16 protein-coding genes are annotated in these 23,023 nt (G+C 59.9%); 10 read left to right on the top strand and 6 right to left on the bottom strand.

Annotated elements, in window-relative coordinates:
- Window positions 1-62 precede the first annotated feature (62 nt).
- Window positions 63-764, top strand: coding sequence for a hypothetical protein (locus ABJM11_RS14975; RefSeq protein WP_348293226.1), 702 nt, complete (start codon window positions 63-65; stop codon window positions 762-764).
- Here ABJM11_RS14975 and ABJM11_RS14980 read toward each other — a convergent pair.
- Window positions 744-3,407: a molybdopterin-dependent oxidoreductase gene (locus ABJM11_RS14980; RefSeq protein ID WP_348293228.1), complete on the bottom strand. Its 2,664-nt coding sequence runs from the start codon at window positions 3,405-3,407 to the stop codon at window positions 744-746. The genes ABJM11_RS14975 and ABJM11_RS14980 overlap by 21 nt on opposite strands.
- Before the next feature lie 444 nt (window positions 3,408-3,851).
- Between ABJM11_RS14980 and ABJM11_RS14985 the strand changes: the two genes are divergently transcribed.
- The 8 genes from ABJM11_RS14985 (at window position 3,852) to nirD (ending at window position 14,014) form a co-directional block, all read left to right on the top strand.
- Window positions 3,852-4,478: an ANTAR domain-containing protein gene (locus tag ABJM11_RS14985; protein ID WP_348293229.1), complete on the top strand. Its 627-nt coding sequence runs from the start codon at window positions 3,852-3,854 to the stop codon at window positions 4,476-4,478.
- Between the two features lie 23 nt (window positions 4,479-4,501).
- Complete coding sequence (locus ABJM11_RS14990; protein ID WP_348293230.1) at window positions 4,502-5,761, top strand: CmpA/NrtA family ABC transporter substrate-binding protein; 1,260 nt, start codon at window positions 4,502-4,504, stop codon at window positions 5,759-5,761.
- A 189-nt stretch (window positions 5,762-5,950) separates the two neighbouring features.
- Window positions 5,951-7,306: a CmpA/NrtA family ABC transporter substrate-binding protein gene (locus ABJM11_RS14995; RefSeq protein ID WP_348293232.1), complete on the top strand. Its 1,356-nt coding sequence runs from the start codon at window positions 5,951-5,953 to the stop codon at window positions 7,304-7,306.
- A 24-nt stretch (window positions 7,307-7,330) separates the two neighbouring features.
- A complete protein-coding gene (locus ABJM11_RS15000) occupies window positions 7,331-8,326 on the top strand; it encodes an ABC transporter permease (protein ID WP_348293233.1) in 996 nt (331 codons plus the stop codon).
- A 180-nt stretch (window positions 8,327-8,506) separates the two neighbouring features.
- On the top strand, window positions 8,507-9,376 hold the full coding sequence (locus tag ABJM11_RS15005) for an ABC transporter ATP-binding protein (protein WP_348293325.1): 870 nt from the start codon (window positions 8,507-8,509) through the stop codon (window positions 9,374-9,376).
- 255 nt (window positions 9,377-9,631) lie between these two features.
- Entirely contained in the window at window positions 9,632-10,870 is a 1,239-nt protein-coding gene (locus ABJM11_RS15010; protein ID WP_348293234.1) for an FAD-dependent oxidoreductase, read from the top strand.
- Window positions 10,871-10,899: 29 nt separating this feature from the next.
- A complete protein-coding gene (gene nirB, locus ABJM11_RS15015; RefSeq protein WP_348293235.1) occupies window positions 10,900-13,413 on the top strand; it encodes a nitrite reductase large subunit NirB in 2,514 nt (837 codons plus the stop codon).
- 232 nt (window positions 13,414-13,645) lie between these two features.
- Complete coding sequence (gene nirD / locus ABJM11_RS15020) at window positions 13,646-14,014, top strand: nitrite reductase small subunit NirD (protein ID WP_348293236.1); 369 nt, start codon at window positions 13,646-13,648, stop codon at window positions 14,012-14,014.
- 164 nt (window positions 14,015-14,178) lie between these two features.
- Here nirD and ABJM11_RS15025 read toward each other — a convergent pair whose 3' ends face one another.
- On the bottom strand, window positions 14,179-17,334 hold the full coding sequence (locus ABJM11_RS15025; protein ID WP_348293237.1) for an efflux RND transporter permease subunit: 3,156 nt from the start codon (window positions 17,332-17,334) through the stop codon (window positions 14,179-14,181).
- Window positions 17,334-18,416: an efflux RND transporter periplasmic adaptor subunit gene (locus ABJM11_RS15030; RefSeq protein WP_348293238.1), complete on the bottom strand. Its 1,083-nt coding sequence runs from the start codon at window positions 18,414-18,416 to the stop codon at window positions 17,334-17,336. The genes ABJM11_RS15025 and ABJM11_RS15030 overlap by 1 nt, the downstream gene beginning before the upstream one ends.
- A 204-nt stretch (window positions 18,417-18,620) precedes the next feature.
- Between ABJM11_RS15030 and ABJM11_RS15035 the strand changes: the two genes are divergently transcribed.
- The gene (locus ABJM11_RS15035; protein WP_348293239.1) at window positions 18,621-19,988 is read left to right on the top strand and encodes a wax ester/triacylglycerol synthase family O-acyltransferase; all 1,368 of its coding nucleotides are present in this window, start codon (window positions 18,621-18,623) and stop codon (window positions 19,986-19,988) included.
- A 3-nt stretch (window positions 19,989-19,991) separates the two neighbouring features.
- On the opposite strand, the gene ABJM11_RS15040 is transcribed toward ABJM11_RS15035, so the two are convergent.
- The 3 genes from ABJM11_RS15040 to ABJM11_RS15050 are packed head-to-tail and all read right to left on the bottom strand — an operon-like array spanning window position 19,992 to window position 23,023.
- On the bottom strand, window positions 19,992-20,399 hold the full coding sequence (locus tag ABJM11_RS15040; protein WP_348293240.1) for a TM2 domain-containing protein: 408 nt from the start codon (window positions 20,397-20,399) through the stop codon (window positions 19,992-19,994).
- Between the two features lie 48 nt (window positions 20,400-20,447).
- Entirely contained in the window at window positions 20,448-21,593 is a 1,146-nt protein-coding gene (locus ABJM11_RS15045; RefSeq protein WP_348293242.1) for an iron-containing alcohol dehydrogenase, read from the bottom strand.
- A gap of 44 nt (window positions 21,594-21,637) precedes the next feature.
- Complete coding sequence (locus ABJM11_RS15050; protein ID WP_348293244.1) at window positions 21,638-23,023, bottom strand: aldehyde dehydrogenase family protein; 1,386 nt, start codon at window positions 23,021-23,023, stop codon at window positions 21,638-21,640.

Consider the following 23,023-nt stretch of genomic DNA (forward strand, 5'->3'; position numbering starts at 1 on the left):
GCCCCGGACACGGTATTATCGGGCAATGATTGTTCTTCCCTCCTGCTGCCTGCGTCTGACCAATGACTATTGATCCCTCTGGAGCCCACCGGTTGGGCGAGCTGATGTGCGAGACCACCAGCGCAATTCTCTGGTCCCCTGCAAAAAGCTGGGTCCAGAAGCAGGCACCGGCCACAACCCTGCTATGCCGGGTCGGCTCCGGCCAGGCGACCTATCACCGTTTTGACCCGCGCCTTAAACAGCACCAGATCACCTACGGCAAACGCATGATCATCTCAAAGCACCAGCCTGATGCGGTCGCCGGCTGGCTTTCCGGGCGGGAGATACGTCAGCGCCGATATTTCAACGGCGAAGTCACCACGCTGAATCTGCTGGCCCACACCTGTTGCCACGAGTTTGCTCACCTGCTCCAGCATGTATCCGGCCAGCGCTATCGAGGCTCCGTTCATAACCGGCATTTCTACCGCATACTGGATGAGCTCCACAGCAGCGGTGGTGCAGAGGCTGCCAGGCAACATCTGGCGGAGCTGGCAAAGCATGCGGGCACGCCTGTACCGGATGAGACGATACCGGCACCGGATACCCGCCGGTTAATGGCCAGATGGACTGTGGGAGACGCCGTGGGCTTTGGTGCCGGCAAACGACAACTGCAGGGCACGATTATCCGGGTAAACCGGAAAACCTGTACGGTAGAGGGTACCGGCCCATGCCGCGGCTTACGGTACCGGGTGCCAGTGGTACTGCTACAGGCTCTCGCTGACTGAGGCTTCAACCAGGTGGCGGAGTTCCGGAATACAGGAGCCACAGTTGGTCCCGCAACGAAGCTGCTCTCCAAGCGCAGCCACTGATTCCGCACCGCCAGCTATGGCGGCTCCGATCTGGCGCTCACCCACCTGAAAGCAAGTGCAGACGATCGCGCCCGGGTCCTCCACATTCACGTCCCGGGCGGCCAGCAGGGCGCGACGGCTGGATTCCAACAGCACCGGCTCGGAAAAACAGTCATCAAGCCAGCCCGCATCGGGAATTCTCGCAGGTTCGTTATCCACCATCAGCACCGCCTCCAACTGACCGTTGACGATACGGGCGGCACGGAAACACCCCTGGGCCGGATCAGCCATCACCAGATGAGCACCCCCGCCAAGCCAGTCAGCCATTGCATCCAGCCACTGAACCGGCTGCAGGCCGGCGACCCACCAACTGTCACAGTGATTAAGCGGAACATGGCACCAGTAGTCTGAGTGCCAGCGTCGGGGGCGACCACATCGAACCAGCAACCGCCCGTGCCAGCCGGCACGGAATGGAGTGATGGCAGCGTGGCCATGTTTTGCTTCGGGCTGGCCGGAAACCGGATCCGCTACAGGCTCGGTCAGCACGGTAGCCACGCCATTGGAGGCGAACTGACGGTTCCAGTGAATGGGAATGAAAACCTCCCCTGGTCGCTGTTCAGCACAGCGTCGTACCCGCCCCACAAACTGCTCGCTTTCCAGGGTCAACCGGGCGAGATGCCCTTCCACCAGATTCAGCCTGGCGATGTCCCGGGGATGCACGTCAACAAACGGCTCCGAACGGTGGGCCAGCAATCGCGGGGCGCTGGCAGTTCGGGTCATGGTGTGCCACTGGTCCCGGATACGACCGGTATTAACCACCATGGGATAGTCGTCGCAGGTTTTCTGTCGCGGTAATACGGTGTTAATAGCGACGAGTCGGGCCCGATGGTTGTCGGTTACGAAACGACCATCTGCAAACAGTCTTGTCGAGCGGGATGCACCAGCGTCTTTCATCACAGGCCACTGGATTGGTTCCAGGGCCTCGTAATCATGATCAGTCAGGCCTGCCAGGCCAGCAAGATTGAATATGCGCTCACCTTGGTTCTCATGGGCGGAAAGAGCCGCGTGCTCGCGAAATATGTCTGCTGGCTTCCGATAGCCAAAGGCTTCTCCGAAGCCCAGTTTGTCCGCCACCGCGCTCATTATCCACCAGTCCGGTTTTACCTCTGCAGGCAGGGGCAGGAAACATCGCTGTCGTGAAATGCGCCGTTCCGAGTTGGTTACCGTGCCATCCTTTTCGCCCCAGCCTGCGGCGGGAAGCAGGATGTCGGCATAGGCGGTGGTGTCTGTCCGGGTCATGCAGTCGGATACGATCACTGTGGGGCAGCGTGCCAGCGCTTCCCGGACCCGGGCCGAATCCGGCAGGCTGACCGCCGGGTTTGTGCCCATGATCCAGATCACCCGGATATCGCCCCGGTGAACCGCCTCAAACATGTCCACGGCCTTCAGCCCGGGCCCGTCAGCCACCCCGGTGGTTCCCCAGAACTCACTCACTCTCGATTTTGCACCAGGGCTCTCATAATCCATGTGAGCAGCCAGTGTGTTGGCAAGACCACCCACTTCCCGTCCTCCCATGGCATTGGGCTGGCCGGTCAGGGAAAAGGGGCCCGCACCGGGCTTCCCGATACGACCTGTGGCCAGATGGCAGTTGATGATGGCATTGCCCTTGTCGGTGCCGGCGATGGACTGGTTAATTCCCTGGGAGAAGCCGGTAACCGTGCGTGGTGTCACTGCAAACCAGCAATAGAAGGTTTCCACGTCGTCCGGACTCAGATCGCATTGTTCGGCCACTGACACCAGGTCCGGCGCGGCTACCCGCGCACTTGCCAGGGCTTCCTCAAACCCCTGGCAATGATGCTCGATATAGGCCTGCTCCAACCCGTTATTATCCGACAGCCAGACCAGCAACCCATTGAACAGGATCGTATCGGTGCCCGGGCGCAGCGCCAGGTGCAGGTCCGCAATCTCGCTGGTAGCGGTGCGCCGGGGGTCGATGACCACTACCCGACGTCCCTCCCCGGAAGCGGCTTTCATGCGCTGGTAAAGTACCGGGTGGGCCCAGGCCGCGTTGCTGCCGGCCAGCACCAGCAGGTCTGCCAGCTCCAGGTCTTCATAGCAGCCGGGCACCACATCGGCACCGAAGGCCCGCTTGTGGGCCGCCACCGCCGAGGACATGCAAAGGCGGGAGTTGGTATCCACGTTCGGTGTGCGTACAAAGCCCTTGGCCAGTTTGTTTGCCACGTAGTAGTCTTCCGTCAGCAACTGCCCGGACAGGTAGAAGGCCACGGACTCCGGCCCGTATGCTTCCATGCTGTCGCGGATGGCTCCAGCCACTTCACCAAGCGCCGTGCCCCAGTCAGACTTCCGCCCTCTGACAACCGGATACAGCAACCTTCCTTCCACGCCGGTGGTCTCGTGCAAGCTGGCTCCCTTTACACACAACCGTCCATGGTTGGCGGGATGGCCGGCATCTCCGGCTACCGGCATGCGGGTGTCAGGGTTCGCCATAACGCCACACCCGACGCCGCAATAGGGACAGGTAGTGCGCACAGATGGGTTACCGGTTTTCAGCGAGTTCACTGATATCTCCTGAGCATTGCAAACACAAAAACCCGCAATGCCGATCTGTTGTGGAACAGACCGGGCATGCGGGCCTCTTTGCCAGAATTATTCACCGGGGCTGCGTCGGCCCGGTGTCCTCACGTAATGCTTATGCGCATGTGCAAATCCAGGGCCATCATTAGCAGAATCTATCGCCGCCAGCATTTGTGCCTGTGCGAGCAAGTCATCAACAGGGCATTTCAGACTCAAAACGGTGCAAAACCGCCGAAAATGCCCAACGACCGCGCAATGTTTTATTCAGAGACGCCTAAAAAAGATTGGCAGGATCTGCCCAGGCCCCCACGCCAGGGTCCTTGCCGGACTCTGGCAGATTTATTGCTTTTACATCTGCACAAGGCGGCGACCACTTCGCCGAATGATCAGCCATTTGCAGTCAACGACTTTTCAGTTGAGGAATCCACCATGAATTCGCCGGACCCCCTTCGTATCCTCCTGATCGACAACGACCCCGAACGGGCAAGCCAGGTGTGTGCCGCACTCCAGCATGAAGGCCATGAAGTGATCCGCCAGCGCCCGGATGCCACCGGCCTCACGGCAGCCGTGGCCCGGGACCAGCCGGACATGGTCATCATTGACATGGATTCACCGGACCGCGACACCCTCGAAAACATGAGCACTCTCAACATCCATGCCCCACGACCCATCGTCTTTTTTGCCGATCAGCCCGGAGACCGCGCCACCATTCACGCAGCCGTAAAGGCGGGAGTCAGCGCCTACGTAGTGGATGGCATACAGCCGGAACGGGTTCGCTCTATTATCGACTCGGCGGTAGCGCAGTTCGAATCCTTTCAGGCGTTGCGCACAGAGCTGGAGGAAACCCGCTCAGCGCTGCACGATCGCAAGACGATCGAAAAAGCCAAGGGTCTCATCATGCGGCATGAGAGCTGCGATGAAGAAACCGCCTATCGTATGCTGCGCAGTTCCGCCATGGAGCACAGCGAACGCCTGGCAGTCATGGCGCATCGTGTGATTGCCCTGATCGAAAGGCGCAACCATGGGCCGGACGGGCCAATCCGGAAAGCCTCGTAGCGGTCACGCCAGACGGAGAAGCAATGGTTCAACCCACACCACTCCACAGACATCCCGGATTCCACGTTCGGCTGGGCTTTGTGCCGCTACTGGACAGCGCGCCGCTGATTGTTGCCCGTGAACTCGGGCTTTTCGATGCTGAGGGGCTGGATGTCGAACTGGTGCGGGAGGGCTCCTGGGCTTCCCTTCGGGACAAGGTCACTTTCGGACTTGTTGACGGCGGCCATATGCTGGCCCCCATGCCCCTGAGCATGTCCCTGGCCAGTGACCGGCCAAAGGTACCTGTCGTGGTAGGCATGGTGTTGAGCCGCAACGGTAACGGCATCACCCTTGGCAACCGGCTTTTTAACGAACTGCTCCGGTCGGCAACAGGCCTGGACAATCCCATTGCCACGGCGCGGGCACTGATCAGCCTGGCAAAACAGCGAGGCAAGCCAATACAACTGGCCTCCGTTGCGCCCTGGTCCAGCCACGACCTCCAGCTTCGTGACTGGCTGGCTTTCGCCGGCCCGGATGCGGACCATCATATCCAGATTACCCCGGTATCGCCGATTCAGATGGTCGACGCCTTCCGTTCGAATACTATTGAGGGTTGTTGCGTTGGCGAACCCTGGAACAGCCTGCTGGAGTACGAGAAGCTGGGGCACATCCTCCATTCCGGTCACCAGATATGGCAGAACGCACCGGAAAAAGTCCTGGGGATGCGCGCTGACTGGATGTCGCAGCACGGCGTGATGTACCGGCACCTGTTGCGCGCCTTGCTTGCGGCCTGTCGGTGGCTGGACACCCCCCATAACCATCGTCTGCTAAGGGAGATTCTGGCGAAACCTGAATACCTCGGCGAGCAGATCAATGCCCTGGACAACCATCCCTACAGCCTTTTCCACCCGCGACTGGAACAACACTTCTTCCGCCGCTCCGCCAATTTTCCCTGGTTGTCCCAGGCCCACTGGCTTGCCTCGCGGCTGACACTCCGGGGGCAGCTCGGCCCCGTCAGTGGTGCAATGTTGCGCCAGGTGGTGCGCCCTGACCTGTTCAGGGACGCAGCCGCTTCCATGGGGATCGACACACCGGTTATCGACAGCAAAATGGAAGGGCGGCACCGGCTTCCCTTCACGCTTTCCGGCCGTTATGGCCCCGTTGACGTTGCCAGCGACAAGCTTCTGGGCGAACACCTCCACGACTGGATGGCAGAGAACCACGACCATCCCGGCCCGCCCAACAATGAGGCGCCGCGCACTAAAACAGCCACCGGAACCGGGAAACTGACACCCGGGAGATAGACTAATTCTTTATTTTCAATGCCTTGAAGAACTGGCATGCCATCTGCTTAACAGAGTACAGACGATCTTGTATTTACTGCACGGCCATTCGGCAGTCATGGACACTTGAAAATATCAGGCATTGACGCCTGCACCCCGGTAACGGGGGGCAGGCTTTTTTTTGCCTGGAATAAACACCGGGAGAACATTATGCAACTGAAAACACTGGCAGCCACCTTACTGATACTGGCAGGAACCAGTTCAGCGCTGGCCGAGATTGGCCCGCCGGAGAAGCCCGACTTACGGCTCGGGTTCATCAAGCTGACCGATATGGCGCCCCTGGCTATTGCCTGGGAGCAGGGCTTTTTTATGGACGAAGGCCTGTTCGTGGAACTGGAAGCCCAAGCCAACTGGAAAGTGCTTCTGGACGGCGTAGTAACCGGTACCCTTGACGGCGCTCACATGCTCGCGGGCCAGCCACTGGGAGCCACCATCGGCTATGGCACCCAGGCTGACATCATCACGGCGTTCAGCATGGACCTGAACGGTAACGGTATCACCGTTTCCAACGATGTCTGGGAACAAATGACACCACACATCGACAGGAATGCGGAAGGGAAGCCTGCCCACCCCATCAGTGCCGCTGCCCTGAAGCCGGTTATTGAACAGTACCGTGACGAAGGTGACCGCTTTCGCATGGGCATGGTTTTCCCGGTCTCCACCCACAACTACGAGCTGCGCTACTGGCTGGCAGCCGGTGGTCTGAACCCCGGTCTCTACGCCCCGCAACGGGGAGACACCAGCGGAACGATCAACGCAGACGTACACCTGTCCGTCACGCCGCCACCGCAAATGCCGGCCACCATGGAGGCCGGCACCATCCAGGGCTATTGCGTGGGTGAACCCTGGAACCAGCAGGCGGTGTTCAAGGGTATTGGTGTGCCGGTGATCACCGATTACGAAATCTGGCCCAACAACCCGGAGAAAGTGTTCGGGGTAACTGAAGCCTGGGCCGAGAAATACCCCAACACCCACCTGAGGCTGTTGCGGGCGCTGATTCGCGCGGCCCACTGGCTGGATGAGAACGACAACGCCAATCGCGAGGAAGCGGTAAAGATCCTGTCCCGTTCGAACTATGTCGGTGCCGATGAAGAAGTGATCGCCAACTCCATGACCGGCACCTTCGAATACGAGAAGGGCGATGTACGGGAAGTACCGGACTTCAACGTGTTCTTCCGCTATTACGCCACCTATCCCTATCCCTCCGATGCCATCTGGTACCTGAGCCAGATGCGCCGCTGGGGCCAGATCCCGGAGCCAAAATCCGACGACTGGTATATGGAAACGGCAGCCAGGGTCTACCGTGCCGCCATCTACAAGGAAGCCGCCCGCTCGCTCATCGACGATGGCACCCTTAGTGCAGAGGATTTCCCGGACCTGGACGCAGAAAACTTCACCCGCCCGCACCAGGGCGAGCTGATCGACGGCGTGGCCTTCACCCCAAGGGAGCCGAACGCCTACATCGACAGCTTTGAGATTGGCCTGAAAGGCTCGCAAACCCCTTAAGCATTGAGTGTCAGGAGATATCACATGACAACGCTCAGCCAGACCGACTCATTATCACATGGCCAACGCTGGCTTCGTGCGCTGACTGAAAAACTGTCCGGCCAGAACCTGGCCGAAACCGGCCGCCAGCTGTTGCTACCGGCCATCGGTATCGCGCTGTTCCTGGGTTTCTGGCACCTCGCCGCGCCCCAGGTGCAGACGTCGCTGGGCGCCTTCCCGGGGCCGGCGGATGTAATGGAACAGTCCGGCCAGCTGTGGCAGGAGCACAGCAACCAGCGGGATCGGGCGGCCCAGTTCGTTACCATGCAGGAGGAGCGTAACGAACGCATTCTGGCGGAAAACCCGGTCGCGGAAGTGAAGATTCGCGACTACCCCGGCGCGCCCACGTTTATCGACCAGATCTTCACCAGCCTGGGCACCGTACTGGCCGGTTTTGTGCTGGCCACCATCATCGCTGTACCACTTGGCGTCATCATCGGCCTGAATAGCCACTTCTCGGCCGCAGTGAACCCGCTGATCCAGATCTTCAAACCGGTATCACCGCTGGCCTGGCTGCCACTGGTCACCATGGTGGTCTCCGCCACCTACGTCAGCGACGACCCCCTGTTCGAGAAGTCGTTCCTGACGTCGATGATCACCGTCACCCTGTGCAGTCTCTGGCCCACGTTGATCAACACCAGTGTGGGGGTGTCAGCAGTTACCCCCGATCTGTTGAATGTTTCCAAGGTGCTCCGTCTTTCGTTCTGGACCCATGTGCGAAAGGTAGTGCTGCCTTCTTCCGTACCCATGATCTTCACCGGACTGCGAGTATCCCTGGGCATCGCATGGATGGTGCTGATAGCGGCTGAGATGCTTGCCCAGAGTCCTGGCCTGGGCAAGTTCGTCTGGGACGAATTCCAGAACGGCAGCAGTCAGTCCCTGAGCCGAATAATGGTGGCTGTACTGGCAATCGGATTCATAGGGTTTCTGCTAGACCGAATTATGCTGGTGATCCAGAAAAAAGTGGCGTGGAACGAATAGTACTAGGCATAGAGCTGGCAGGGAGGGTGGTCCGGGGACGTCAAAAACAGGGATGTTTTTGTCGAGCGTACAGGGACGTATTTACAGCGTGCCCCCGACCACCCTCCCTGCCAGCTCGTACTCCGAAACAAGAGGAGAAAAAACATGAGTAAGTCACACCTCGAATTGACCAATGTACAGATGGCCTTTGACACCAAGGATGGGCCATTCGTCGCGCTGGAAAACGTTGACCTGAAGATCCGCAAAGGGGAATTCGTTTCACTGATTGGCCATTCCGGCTGCGGCAAATCGACGGTGCTCAACATCGTGGCCGGTTTACTACAGGCCACCCGTGGTGGCTGTGTGTTGGACGGGCATGAGGTGAACACACCGGGGCCGGAACGGGCAGTGGTGTTCCAGAATCACTCGTTGATGCCCTGGCTGACGGTTTATGAGAACGTTGAACTGGCTGTGCAGCAGGTATTCCGCAAATCCATGAGCAAGGCGGAGCGGAAGGAATGGATTCTCCACAACCTCAGGCTGGTCAACATGGACCACGCACTTGATAAACGCCCCGGAGAGATCTCCGGCGGTATGGCACAGCGGGTGGGTATTGCGCGGGCGCTGGCGATGAAACCCAGCGTGCTGTTGATGGACGAACCGTTCGGGGCGCTGGATGCACTGACCCGGGCCCATCTTCAGGATTCACTGATGAAAATCCAGCAGGACCTGAACAGCACAGTGATCACGATTACACACGATGTGGACGAGGCGGTGTTGTTGTCGGACCGGATCGTGATGATGACCAATGGACCGTCGGCCACCATCGGCGAGGAATTGCACATTGAACTGGAGAGGCCTCGCAACCGGGTCACCCTGGCCGATCACCCCGAGTATGTGCGCTATCGCCAGGCGGTGCTGTCCTTCCTTTACGAGAAGCAGCGTTTCCCCGGCAAGGGAGAGGATAAGCAGGATGAGCCAACCGCCAGGGCCAAAGCCTCCGGGCAGGATACTGACTCGCCGGACGTGGACAACGACCGTTCCGAAAGCCCGGTTCGGCGCATCGCCTGAAAGCACTCATACGGTGCACGTCGCCCTGTCAAGGCGCACGGATTTCGGGTCCGCCTTAACGCCGATAGCGGTAACATTCTGTAAATAAAGGAATAATCATGTTGGCACGGCCTTCGCTATTACTCAGATAGGGACGAATGTCCCGGCCACGGATCGGCCGGACCATCAGATCATTGTTGTTGGCATTGGCGCCGGACCATCGAGTCCCTTCGGGGATCAGATGCTCCGGCTTTTTTTGTTTGGAAGGAGAAGGGGATGGCGATCGTGAGAGCAGCAACAGGACGGACTCTCGTTATCTGCGGGCACGGCATGGTGGCCCAGCGTCTGCTCGAACAGCTGGTTGAGCAACCGCAAAACCCTTTCGCGCGGATTGTGGTGTTCAACGGCGAAGCAACGCCGGCCTACAATCGCATCCAGCTTTCCGCTGTGCTGGCGGGCGAGGCCAACGAGAACAGCCTGCAACTGCAACAACCCGACTGGTATCGCCACCACAACATCGAAGTGCACCAGGGCGATCCGGTTGTTGCCATCAACCGCGCGGAAAAAACCGTCAGCACCGAGAGCGGGGTGATCCAGCCCTATGCCCGCCTGGTTCTGGCAACCGGTTCCCGCTCCGCCAGCCTGGGCCTGGAGGGCGAGCACCTGGAAGGCGTGATGGGTTTCCGCGACCTGCAGGATACCCGCAGACTCATCAACATCAGCCAGCGACATCGCAGGGCTGTGGTTATCGGCGGCGGATTCCTTGGGCTGGAGGCAGCCGAAGGACTTCGCTGCCGCGGCATGGCAGTCACCGTACTGCACCGCAGCAACCACCTGTTGAACCGGCAGCTCGACCGCGCCAGTGGCGCGTTGTTGGAAGGTGCCCTGACTGACCGCGGACTGTCCATTCGCACCAATACCTCTCCGGTAGCGCTACTTGGCCGCAATCTGGTACGTGCAGTGCAACTGGATGACGAAACCCTGATCAGTACCGACCTGGTGGTGATTGCCGCCGGTATTACCCCGAACACGGAACTGGCACGGGAGGCCGGCCTGGACTGTGACAGAGCCATCCGGGTGAACGCGCAACTGCAGACCAGTGATCCCCACATACATGCGTTGGGCGAATGCTGCCAGGTCGGGAACCAGACCTTCGGGCTGGTGGAGCCGGGTTATCAACAGGCGGATGTACTGGCACAGGTGTTATGCGAACCGGAAAGCCAGGCTGCCTTTGAGCCATCCATTATTGCCACACGCCTGAAGATCAGCGGCATTCCCATTTTTTCCTGCGGCCAGACCGAAGCGGACGCGGATACCGAATCCGTGGTCTGGCAGGACTACGAAACCAATCGCTATTGCCGCCTTCTGGTCCGCGACCAGCGCCTGACTGGTGCCGTGTTATTTGGCGAAACCAGCGACGGCTCCTGGTACAGCGAACGCATTCAACAGGCCGATGACATCAGCCCCTACCGGGCCCAACTGGCCTTTGGCAAGCACTACTGCGAAGCCGCGTAAGGCGGCCGGGAACAGAGAGAGGAATTACCATGAGCAAGAAAACCCTGATCGTGATTGGCAACGGCATGGTCGGCCACCATTTCCTGGAGCAACTGGTAGCAACGCCCGCTGCAGCGGACTTCGACATCAAGGTATTTGGCGAAGAGACGTTGCTGGCGTATGACCGGGTTCACCTGTCCGAATATTTCGGCGGCTCCACCCACGCCGACCTGGCCATGGGCACCGCCGACTGGTACGCGGAAAACAACATCGACCTGCGCCTGGGCGAACAGGTGACCGGTATCGACCGCGACAACCAGACCATCACCACACCGATGGGTGACTACGGCTACGACGAACTGGTGCTGGCCACCGGCTCCTACCCGTTTGTCCCCCCGATCAAGGGCAACGAGCACCCCCACTGCCTGGTGTACCGAACCCTGGAAGACCTGGACAGCATCCGCGCCAGCGCTGACGGTGCCAAAACCGGCGTGGTGGTCGGTGGCGGCCTGCTGGGCCTGGAAGCGGCCAATGCCCTAAAGAGCCTGGGCCTGGAAGCCCACGTGGTGGAGTTTGCACCCCGCCTGATGCCGGTGCAGCTCGACAGCGATGGCGGCGCTCTGCTCAAGCGTAAAATTGAAGAACTGGGCGTGCAGGTCCACACCGAGAAAGCCACCACCGAGATCATCGAAGGCGAAGACGCCCGCCTGCGAATGAACTTCAGTGACGACACTCACCTGGAAACGGACCTGATCGTGTTCTCCGCCGGTATCCGTCCCCAGGACGCACTGGCCCGTTCCAGCGACCTGGCCATGGGTGAGCGTGGTGGCATCGTCATCAACGACCAGTGCACCACCTCGGACCCGCACATCCACGCCATCGGCGAGTGTGCCTTGTGGAGCGAGAAGATTTTCGGCCTGGTGGCGCCGGGCTACACCATGGCCCGCACCCTGGCCTCGGTTCTGAACGGTGACACCGAAGCGGCGTTCACCGGCGCCGATATGAGCACCAAGCTCAAGTTGCTGGGCGTGGACGTGGGCTCGATCGGCGATGCCCACGCCACAACACCGGGTGCCCGCAACATCCGCTTCAACGACGAGCAGGCCGGCCACTACCGCCGCATGGTGATCAGCGAGGACGGCAAGAAACTGCTGGGCGCCATCCTGGTCGGCGACAACAGCCACTACGACACTCTGCTGCAATACGCCCTCAACGGCATCGAACTGCCAGAGAATCCTGAAACCCTGATTCTACCGGAAAGCCAGGGCGGCGCCCCGACTCTGGGCCCGGACGCCCTGCCGGAAACGGCCTCGATCTGTTCCTGCCACAACGTGTCCAAGGGCGATATCTGCGGCGTGATTGATGCCGGCTGCAGTGACCTGGGTTCAGTCAAGGCCGAGACCAAGGCCAGTACCGGCTGCGGCGGTTGCGCCGCCTTGCTGAAGAACGTGGTGGACAGCGAACTTGAAAAACGCGGCGTGGAAGTGAGCAAGGACATCTGCGAGCACTTCCCGTACAGCCGTCAGGACCTGTTCAATATCGTCAAGGTGAACGGCATCCGCACCTTCCGGACCCTGATCCAGGACCATGGCAAGGGCCATGGGTGCGACATCTGCAAGCCGGCTGTGGCTTCCATCCTGGCCACCTGCTGGAACGAGCACATCCTGGCCACCGACCATGTGCCGCTTCAGGACACCAACGACACTTTCATGGCCAACATGCAGAAGAACGGCACCTATTCCATCGTGCCGCGCATTCCCGGTGGTGAAATCACCCCCGACAAGCTGATTGTATTGGGTGAAGTGGCCAAGGAATACAACCTGTACACCAAGATCACCGGCGGCCAGCGGGTGGACCTGTTCGGCGCCACCCTGAGCGAGCTGCCGGACATCTGGGAAAAACTTATCGCCGCCGGTTTCGAAACCGGCCACGCCTACGGCAAGTCCCTGCGCACGGTGAAATCGTGCGTGGGCAACACCTGGTGCCGTTATGGCGTGCAGGACAGCGTAGGGATGGCGATCACCCTGGAGAACCGCTACAAGGGACTTCGCGCGCCCCACAAGGTGAAGATGGCGGTTTCCGGCTGCACCCGTGAATGCGCGGAAGCCCAGAGTAAGGACTTCGGGGTGATCGCCACCGAAAATGGCTGGAACCTGTACGTGTGCGGCAACGGCGGCATGCGCCCGCGCCATGGCGACCTGTTCGCCACTGATCTATCCGATGAGGAACTGATCCGCACGATTGACCGGGTGGTGATGTTCTACGTGCGCACCGCCGACCGCCTGCAGCGTACCAGTGTGTGGATGGAGAACCTTGAAGGCGGCCTGGACTACCTGAAACAGGTGGTTCTGGAGGACAGCCTGGGTATCTGCGGCGAGCTTGAGCAGCACATGGCGGATCTGGTGGATACCTATCAGTGCGAGTGGAAGACGGCGGTGGAGGATCCTGAGAAGCGGAAGCGCTTCCGGGAGTTTGTTAATGCGCCGTCCAAGAAAGATCCAGTTCAACAATGGACTACTGAGCGGGATCAGAGGCGGCCTGTGGGTGAGGTGGAGCCTGCTTAAGATTGATGACTCGGGGGCGGAGCGCGGGGGTGCGAAATATTTTTCCTTGGGAAAAGAACTCGCTTCGCTCAGACATCTTTTCCTGGCGGAAAAAATTTCGCCCCCCCACGCTCATCTGGGCACCAGTTGTCGCAGTTTAAAGACTTATCCAGTAGCGGATGATAGCTGGTCATTGTCGCTGCAGGGCTCACATCAACATTTTGAATAAACCAGATTGAAATTGGAGAACGTTATGAGAGGACGCACTTCCTGGGACGTTGTTTGTACCGTTGATGACCTTGTGCCGGAGTCCGGTGTTGCGGTCTGGACGGAGGATGGGCCGGTGGCGGTTTTTTATTTGCCGCATCGGCTACCTGCGTTGTTTGCTGTCAGCCATACCGATCCGTTTACCGGTAAGAACGTGCTGGCGCGGGGCATTACCGGTGATTTGAAAGGGCAATCGGTGGTGGCTTCACCGCTATATAAGCAGCACTTCAATCTGCAGACAGGTCAGTGCCTGGAGGACGAGGGCGTAACCGTTAAAACCTACCCGGTCCTGCTGGATGGCAACAACGTCCGGGTAGAGATTCCGGCGACCAACAAAGAATCAGTAGCAGCGTAACCGCTCATCACCGAGTACTGAAAGCAGGCTGTCGCAGAGGTGCAAAAAGCCGATTTGGGGGGTAGGGGTATTTTTTCTGCCAGGAAAAAGGTGTCTGAGCGCAGCGAGTTCTTTTTCCCAAAGAAAAAATACCCCTACCCCCCGAAGTGGCGACTCCCCCCAAGCTAGACGGCAGAGCGCCGACGACGCCACCCAAGTACGGATACGGTAAGAGCCGGCAAAAAGGTAACAGTCACCGTCGCCGCACCAGCCAGCCCGAACAGAACGATGGCACCCACGCCACGATAGAGCTCGGTGCCTTCGCCCGGCAGGAAGACCAGCGGTGACAGGCCGCAAATGGTGGTCAGGGTAGTCATGGCAATAGGCCGCAGGCGGGTTTCTACCGCGCCGACCACCGCATCCACCACGGATACATTTTTGTGTCGCAGGTTCTGCCTTGCCTGTTCCACTACCAGAATCGGGTTGTTCACCACCGTTCCCATCAGGATCAGAAAGCCCAGCATAGTGATCATGTCGAAAGGCTGGCTCAGGGGCAGCAGGCCGATTTTTGGCAGTAAACCTCCCACCAGGTTCATTAAAGCCAACCCGACTATACCGCCGGCAATACCCAGCGGAATCGCTGTGAGTATCAGTAGCGGAAACCCCCAGTGGGCAAAGATGGCCACCAGCAGCAGGTAGACGATTACCACCGCAATAATGAAATTGCCAGTCAGGGCATCGCGGGTGGCGTTGAGCTGGTCGCTGGCACCGGAGATGTTGATGGACACGCCTGTGGGCAACTCGCCGCTGTCGCGCATGGTGCCCAGGAGTTCAGTCCGTACCCGTTCAACACCGGCCTCCAGCGGCACATCGTCGGGTGGAATCACGTTGAGGGTCACCGTGCGGCGGCCATCCAGCCGCCGGACTGTGCTGGTGTCCACCGTTTCCTCAATGGTCGCCAGGCTCGACAACGGCAGGGTTGCGCCCTGGGGCGTATGCACCATCACATCCGGAAGCTCGTCAAGGCTCGGGTTCCGGCCCTCGCTGCCGTAGATATAAATATCGATCTTGTCGTCATCCAGGAAAAAGTCGTCCACATAGGAACCTTCTGTCAGAGACGCCACTGTGAAACCTATCGCCTCGGTATCAAGACCCAGCTCCGCCGCCCGATCCCAGTCCGGCTGCACCTGGATCAGTGGCTGGGCCAGCGAGAGGGTAGCGGGTTGGGTCTGGATGCGGGGGTTATCAAAAATCTCCCGCGCACGGCCGTAAGCGATGTTGGCGACTTCGTAGATGGAAACCAGATCCGGCCCGGAGATATCGAGATTGATACTGCGGGTGCCACCATCGTTGCTGGAAATAATGGAGCCCTTGGCGGCAAACGCACGCATGCCGGGAAACTGTTCATAAAACCCGGTGATCTGATCCATCAGTGCTTCAATGTGGCGGGCGTTAACCGTTTCCGCGATGATCCGCACGTTCGTGGGGCTCACTTGCATGTTCAGGTACGCCAGCGGCGGTATCGGGGTCTCTCCGCTTTCATAGGCTTCAGGATCTGCCTGCACATGGGGCAGGAAGTGGTCTTCCACCTGCTTGGCGATGCTCTCCATCTCGGCGAGGTTGTAGCCCGGCGGGGCGTTCATGGAAGCAAAGGTTTTCGGCTCCTCCCCTTCGGGCAGATATTCCGCCGCGGGGGTGAGGAACAGGATAATCCAGAAGCTCAGTGCGACAGTGCCCAGAATGACCACCCCCCGCCGCACCGGCCCGCTGACCATACGTCGCACGGCACCGACGATGGCACCGGCCCAGCCACCGGATACGGTATTGCCGAATTGATCGGTATCGGTTTCGCGGATGCCGAAATCCAGCCGCGCGCTCAGCATGGGAATCACGGTCACCGCCACCAGCATGGAGGCAAAGATTGCCGCCGAAATAGCAATGGCCACATCGGAGTAGAGCTGGCCGGCTTCTTCCTCGATAAAAAGGATCGGCAGGAACACCAGGATGGTGGTCATGGTGGAAGCCAGCACCGCCGGCCATACCTCCTGCACCCCCTTCAACGCCGACTCGAACCTGTCCAGCCCCAGGCGGCGGTGGCGCTCGATGTTCTCCAGCACCACGATGCTGTTGTCCACCGTCATGCCGATGGCGAAGGCAACGCCAGCCAGTGAGATCACGTTGATGGTACGGCCGGTGATCATCAGCCCCAGGAACGCCGCGATGGCACATAGCGGGATGCCCACCACTCCGACAAAGGTGGCCCGGGACGACCGCAGGAACAGGAACATCACCAGGGTGGCAAACACCGCACCAATGCCCAGGTTGGTCCAGACGTTGGCAACCGAGGCTTCCACGTAGCGGGCATCGTCGGCAGTCAGGGCCAGCTGCAGGCCCTCCGGTTCCAGCACTTCCGTGTTAAGGTTCTCTACTTCCTCCAGCATCTCCCGCTTGATGTCGATAACGTTGGAACCGCTTTCCCGCCGTACCTGAAGGCCCAGCACCCTCTGGCCGTTGATGTAGGACAGTTCCCGTATACGGGAGTGGTCCTGGCGAACGTTCGCAACGTCGGACAGCCTGATGACACTGTCGCCGGTGCGGGAAACCACCAGGTTACGCAGCTCTTCAATGTCACGGAATCGCCCGACCGTGCGCAGCAGGTATCGGCGCTTACCGGCGTCCACTTCACCCCCGGAAACATCCCGGTTACGGCTGGTGATGGCGTCCCGCAGGTCCAGCAGGCTCAGGCCACGCTGGGCCAGTTTTGCTTCATCCACGGTGATCTGCATCTGACGGTCGGCACCGCCGCCCACGGACACTTCCGAAACGCCGCGCACGCTTTCCATGCGGGGGCGGACACGGTCCTCCACGAAGTCGCGCATCAGGTCGATGTCCAGCTCCCGGGGGTTGTCCGGCAATGTCGAGACCCGGAAGTACATGAAGGCATTGGAGGAAAAGGACGCCGCCACAATTCGCGGCTCATCGACGTTGACCGGGTAGTTGGAAACCTGACTGAGGGCATTATTCACCTGAATCAGGGTTTCGGTAATATCAACGCCAAAAGGGAACTCCAGCTCTATCTCGGCGAAACCGCTTGCGGCGCTGGAAACCATCTCACTCAGGTTCGGCACATTGCGGAGGTACCGCTCCTGCTCAATCAGAATCTCCTTCTCGATATCCTGGGGCGTGGCTCCCGGCCACCGGGTTTCCACGGTGATTGTGCGGGTTTCCAGATCCGGAATCATCTGCACGGGGATTCGCAGCGCCGCTGCTGCACCGATAACGGCTATAATCAGCGTGACGACGGTCACCAGGGTGCCGTAGCGAATGACGCCGGCAAACATCAGCGCGATCCCCGCTCAGCCAGCCTCACCCGTGCCCCGTCCTCCAGGGACTCATTTCCGCGGATCACCACCTGTTCGTCGCCCTGGAGGCCACTGAGTATCTGCATGCGGTTGTCGAAACCGGAGCCTACCTCCACCCGTTTCTCCCGTACTTCGTAGAGGTCTTCCTCAGCCGGCTCTGCAATCCAAACCGTGACGCGGCCGTCGGGATAGCGGTTGATGGCATCGCGGGATACGGTAAGTCCCTGTTCGCCCGTGGACACCCGCAGCGTTGCCTGTACAGCCATACCGGGCAGTACGCCAAGCTTCTCCGGCCCGGTGGCCCGCAACAGGAAGGTTCTGGCATTGGGATCGCTGACCGGCACCAGGGACTCGATGGTCACCGGCACAGAGCCCCGGCCCGGGCCGCTGGAGTGCACCAGCAGTTCGGAATCGTCGGTGATGCGCTGGTAGTAATCCTGGGGCACGCGGAAATCCAGCCTGAGGTTGGTAATATCCACCAGGGTCAGCAGTTCATCACCGGGAGTCACCCACTCTCCCAGGTCACTGGTACGGGTACTCACGACGCCATCGAACGGCGCCTCAATACGATGACGGTCAAGTACGACCTGACGCCGCTTCTCTTCAGCACGCAGGCGGGCAAGAGCGGCTTCAGTGGCGGCCACTTCGCTCTCACGGGCACTGACTTCGGTTGCCGCGATGTTTCGGCCCGCTCCCACCGAACGGGCCTCCGCCAGCCGACGTTTTGCCTCTTCCAACCGCACACGGGCTTCTGATGCATCCGCGCGGGCGCTTTCCAGCTCGAACCCGGCCTGCTCATCATCGAGACCAATCAACAGATCGCCCCGGGCAACCCTGTCCCCCGTTTCAACCTGTACCTCGTCAACAGTTCCCGCCACCGCAGTGGACAGCCGGGAAGTGCGCAGAGCGTTCACAGTGCCGTTGAGGCTGACCTCACTGATGATGTCGGAGGTTTCCACCCGCTCCAGTTCAACCCCGGGACGGGCCTGCGCCTGGACCAGCGAAAGCGCAAAACACCACAACCCGGCCACGAAGCCCAGTCGTCTGACGATTGGTCTCACTGAATGTCCCCTTGGTTCCAGCACCGCTGTATCGATGAGCTCTGTCTCCCGACGTTGTTCTGAACCTACGTCCTGAAACGCCGGACAGACTTGCCGGCGCGCGGCCTTCAGGCCTTTTCGGCCAGCAACCGGCACTTCCCCCGCCCCTCAAATGCTGCAACACTGTGGGCCCCACAACAACCAGAACCATTCGAGATTCGCACTGTGAAACCACTGAGCCCGATAGACCAGGTGTTTCTGTGGCTGGAAAAACGCCAGCAACCCATGCACGTTGGCGGCCTGCAGCTGTTCTCTTTCCCCGAAGGTGCACCGGATGACTACGTCGCACGACTGGCGGACCAGTTGCGGGAACAGTGCACAGTGACTCCCCCGTTTGACCGGCGCCTGAAAAACCGGTTTGGCCAGCCGGTCTGGGTGGAGGATGAGCACCTGGACCTTGAGCACCATTTCCGCTTTGAAGCCCTGCCTACCCCTGGCCGCATTCGGGAGTTACTGGCGTTTGTCTCCGCAGAACACAGCCACCTGATGGACCGGGAACGGCCGATGTGGGAGTTTCACCTCATTGAAGGAATGAAAGACCGGCAATTCGCTGTCTACATCAAGGTACACCACTCCCTGGTAGACGGCGTGTCCGCCATGCGACTGTTCCAGCGCATGCTGTCCCGGGACCCGGAGCAACGGGGCATGCCCCCGATCTGGGCTCTGCCCCTTCGCAGCCGGAATAGCGCCGACGACAACGGCCCGTCCATGTGGCACAACGTAGCCCATTTGCTCGGTGAATCCGGCAAACAGCTCGGCACAGTGCCGGCCGTGACCAGAGCGTTGCTGGGCACCGTCAACCGGGCGCGAAAGGACCCCGCCTACGATTCCATTTTCCACGCCCCTCAATGCGTCCTGAATGACAAGATCACCGGCTCACGCCGCTTCGCGGCCCAGTCCTATTGCCTGAAGCGCATCAAGACTGTATGCGAGGCTTATGGGGCAACCGTCAATGATGTGGTCATGGCGATGTGCGCCACGGCGCTGCGCACCTACCTGATGAATCAGGACGCGTTACCAGAGAAACCCCTGGTGGCCATGGTTCCGGTTTCCCTGCGTAAGGACGACAGTTCCGGCGGCAACCAGGTGGGCATCATCCTGGCCTCACTGGGCACCCACCTGAACGATGCCGCCGAGCGGTTGCGCTATATCCATGAAGACGTGAAGGCCTCCAAGGAGCGCTATGCAAACATGTCCCCCGAGGAGATACTGAACTACACCGCACTGCTATTGGCACCGGCGGGTTTCAACCTGCTGACTGGTCTTGCGCCGAAGTGGCAGACCTTCAATGTGGTGATTTCGAATGTGCCCGGGCCCAAAGAGCCCAGTTACTGGAACGGTGCGAAACTGGAAGGGATCTATCCGGTATCCATCGCCATGGACCGGATCGCCCTGAACATGACTCTGACCAGCTACTGCGACCAGATAGAGTTCGGCCTGATCGGCTGCCGCCGAACCCTGCCCAGCCTGCAGCGGATGCTGGATTACCTGGAAGAAGGCCTGACTGAACTGGAAAGCGCAGCCGGGCTTTGAGGTTTAACCGAACCTCATTTCGCGGTTGCGTTCGGAGATCTGGCTGTTCAGGGTCCAGAAATCATACAGCACCCCGACCAGGAACAGGCCGCCGGTTAGCAGGTAGATAATCCCGGTGACCCACTTGCCCATGTACATTCGGTGGAGACCAAAAACACCCAGGAACGTCAGCAGAATCCAGCTGATGTTGTAACTCACCTCACCGGCCTCAAACCGTATGTCCGCTTCCCGATCCATCGCCGGTATCAGGAACAGGTCGATGATCCAGCCGATAAACAGCAGCCCCAGCGTAAAGAACCAGATGGTGCCGGTGATCGGCTTGCCGTAGTAGAACCGGTGAGAGCCCAGGAATCCGAAGATCCAGAGCAGGTAGCCGATGAATTTGCTGTGGGTGTCCTGGGTGGTTGCCATTTGGATTCCTTTTGGCGTGAGTTTTAACCAGAACCGACAATAATTTAATCAGATGCAGGCTTCAAACAAAGCTCGCGTGTTTTCCGCAGTCATACGCACCGGGTTGCCACCGGCACTGGGGTCCTCAAGGGCCATTCCGATCATTTCCTCAATGCGATCCGTCCCCACACCCATATCCCTCAAGCGCTCGGGAACACCAAGCGATTCCCGCAACGTCATGATGAACCGGGTGAACCCGTCAAAGCCATTGGCAATGCGCAGGTAGCGGGTAATATCGTCGACCCGGTTTTTGATCGCCGGCCGGTTCATGGTGATGACCGACGGCAGTACCACGGCGTTGGTCATGCCATGATGGGTGTTATAGATAGCCCCGACCGAATGGGACACCGCGTGGGTCGCCCCCAGGCCTTTCTGGAAAGCCACCGCTCCCATGGCGGCGGCGACCAGCATGTGCCCGCGCGCCTCGATATCGGCGGCATCCGCGTACACCCGGGGAAGGTTTTCCTTCACCAGCCGCATGCCCTCCAGCGCAATGCCCTGGCTCATGGGGTGAAAGTTGGGTGAACAGAAGGCTTCAAAACAGTGGATAAACGCATCCATGCCCGTTCCCGCGGTAATGAACGGCGGCATTCCAACGGTCAGCTCTGGGTCGGAGATCACAATCGACGGCAGTATTCGCGGATGAAAGATGATCTTTTTGACGTGAGTCTGGCTATTGACGATGACGCTGGCCCGGCCGACCTCCGACCCCGTGCCAGCGGTCGTCGGCACGGCGATGATGGGGGCAATTACGTCGGCATCCGCGCGTTTCCACCAGTCACCGATGTCCTCAAAATCCCACACTGGCCGGGTCTGGCCCGCCATGAAGGCCAGCAGTTTTCCGAGGTCCAGGCCCGAGCCTCCGCCGAAGGCGATCACACCGTCATGGTTGCCATCAAGGTAGACCTTCCGGCCCGCTTCCATGTTGATTTCCGTGGGGTTGGGATCTACCTCTGAAAACATGGCTCGTCCAAGGCCGGCCTGCTCCATTAAATCGAGTGTGTTCTGGGTGATGGGAAGGCTTGCCAACCCTCGGTCGGTCACCAGTAACGGCCGGGTTATACCTGCCTCCCTGCAGCATTCGCCGAGTTCGGCAATGCGGCCGGCGCCAAAACGAATATCCGTGGGATAGGACCAGTTTGCGGAGAGTGTCATTGTCAGCCCCTCGTCAGAGAATCGGGTGTTCTGTTGATCCGGTTTCAGATTGCCGGTTTTTTCAGGTAGTACGATTTGGGACGCGTCAGGTTGTGGTAGCCGATGATCGAAAGCCCGCCACCGCGACCGGTGTTCTTGCAGCCGGTCCAGCAAAGCGCCGGGTCCAGGTAATCACAACGGTTCATGAACACCGTACCGGTTTCGATCTGATCGGCCACCCTCGTGGCACGTTCAATGTCTCGGGTCCACAGGGATGCGGTCAGGCCGAATTCGCTGTCGTTCATCAATGCGACCGCCTCGGCGTCGTCTTTGACTTTCATGATGCCGACCACCGGGCCAAAGGATTCCTCCCGCATGACCCGCATGGAATGGTCCACATCAATAAGGATCTGCGGCATCAGATAGGCGCCGCCCTGATCAGGGAAGAGCTCGGGGTCGATCAGGGCCCGGGCCCCGCTGGCAATGGCCTCTGCCGTCTGCTCCCGGACATGGTCGGCAAAGCGGACATGCGCCATCGGGCCGAGCGTTGTGGCCTTGTCCAGCGGATTGCCAAGCCGGTAGCCGCTGACGATGGCAACGGCTTTCTCAACAAACGCCTCAAACAGGTTCTCGGCGACGTAAATACGCTCAATGCCGCAGCAGCACTGACCGGCATTGAACATGGCACCGTCGATCAGTGTCTCCGCGGCGGCATCCAGATCCGCATCGTCCATCACATAACCCGGGTCCTTACCGCCAAGTTCCAACCCGACGCTGGTAAAGGTGCCGGCAGCGGCGCGTTCGATGGCCCGCCCCCCGTTTACCGAACCGGTAAAATTCACAAAACCGAAGGCTTTTTCCGCGATCAGCGCGGACGTGGCCTCGTGGGACAGGAACACGTTCTGGAAGATCTCGCTGGGGATGCCAGCGGCGTGGAACGCCTCAGCCATGTGCTCACCGACCAGGGGTGTTTGTGAGGCGTGTTTGAGAAACACCGCGTTGCCGGCAATCAGCGCTGGGACAACCGTATTGACGGCGGTCATGTACGGATAGTTCCAGGGCGCAACAACAAGCACGACACCATGGGGTTCACGCCGGATGTAGCGATGGAAGGAAGCGCTGTTTTCGATCTCGATGGGGGCCAGCCCTTCTTCCGCAAGATCGGCCATCATGCCGGCACGCTCGTCCACACCGCCGAACTCGCCGCCGTAGCGCACGGGCCGTCCCATCTGCCAGGCCAGCTTTTCAACGATGTCGTCGTTCATTTCACCCAAACGGGCGATGCCGTTGCGGACCCTCTGAATCCGAACCGACAGCGGCAGGGCGGCCCATTCGGACTGGGCGCTTTTTGCCCTGTCGACGGCCTCCAGCGCGGCTTCCAGGGAGAGCGTCGGGCGCTCCACGTACACGGAACCGTCGATGGGTGATATGCATTGAATGGTTGTGCTCAT

Origin of the sequence: Marinobacter sp., from assembly GCF_039977835.1 — a bacterium.
GTDB lineage: Bacteria > Pseudomonadota > Gammaproteobacteria > Pseudomonadales > Oleiphilaceae > Marinobacter.

What these genes read in the sequence shown, in the direction of transcription:
- ABJM11_RS15025 (WP_348293237.1), bottom strand. Translation starts at nt 17,334, where the DNA reads ATGTTTGCCGGCGTCATTCGCTACGGCACCCTGGTGACCGTCGTCACG.
- ABJM11_RS15045 (WP_348293242.1), bottom strand. Translation starts at nt 21,593, where the DNA reads ATGACACTCTCCGCAAACTGGTCCTATCCCACGGATATTCGTTTTGGC.
- ABJM11_RS14985 (WP_348293229.1), top strand. Translation starts at nt 3,852, where the DNA reads ATGAATTCGCCGGACCCCCTTCGTATCCTCCTGATCGACAACGACCCC.
- ABJM11_RS15040 (WP_348293240.1), bottom strand. Translation starts at nt 20,399, where the DNA reads ATGGCAACCACCCAGGACACCCACAGCAAATTCATCGGCTACCTGCTC.
- ABJM11_RS15000 (WP_348293233.1), top strand. Translation starts at nt 7,331, where the DNA reads ATGACAACGCTCAGCCAGACCGACTCATTATCACATGGCCAACGCTGG.
- ABJM11_RS15005 (WP_348293325.1), top strand. Translation starts at nt 8,507, where the DNA reads ATGGCCTTTGACACCAAGGATGGGCCATTCGTCGCGCTGGAAAACGTT.
- ABJM11_RS14975 (WP_348293226.1), top strand. Translation starts at nt 63, where the DNA reads ATGACTATTGATCCCTCTGGAGCCCACCGGTTGGGCGAGCTGATGTGC.
- ABJM11_RS14990 (WP_348293230.1), top strand. Translation starts at nt 4,502, where the DNA reads ATGGTTCAACCCACACCACTCCACAGACATCCCGGATTCCACGTTCGG.
- ABJM11_RS14995 (WP_348293232.1), top strand. Translation starts at nt 5,951, where the DNA reads ATGCAACTGAAAACACTGGCAGCCACCTTACTGATACTGGCAGGAACC.
- ABJM11_RS15010 (WP_348293234.1), top strand. Translation starts at nt 9,632, where the DNA reads ATGGCGATCGTGAGAGCAGCAACAGGACGGACTCTCGTTATCTGCGGG.
- nirB (WP_348293235.1), top strand. Translation starts at nt 10,900, where the DNA reads ATGAGCAAGAAAACCCTGATCGTGATTGGCAACGGCATGGTCGGCCAC.
- nirD (WP_348293236.1), top strand. Translation starts at nt 13,646, where the DNA reads ATGAGAGGACGCACTTCCTGGGACGTTGTTTGTACCGTTGATGACCTT.
- ABJM11_RS15050 (WP_348293244.1), bottom strand. Translation starts at nt 23,023, where the DNA reads ATGAGCACAACCATTCAATGCATATCACCCATCGACGGTTCCGTGTAC.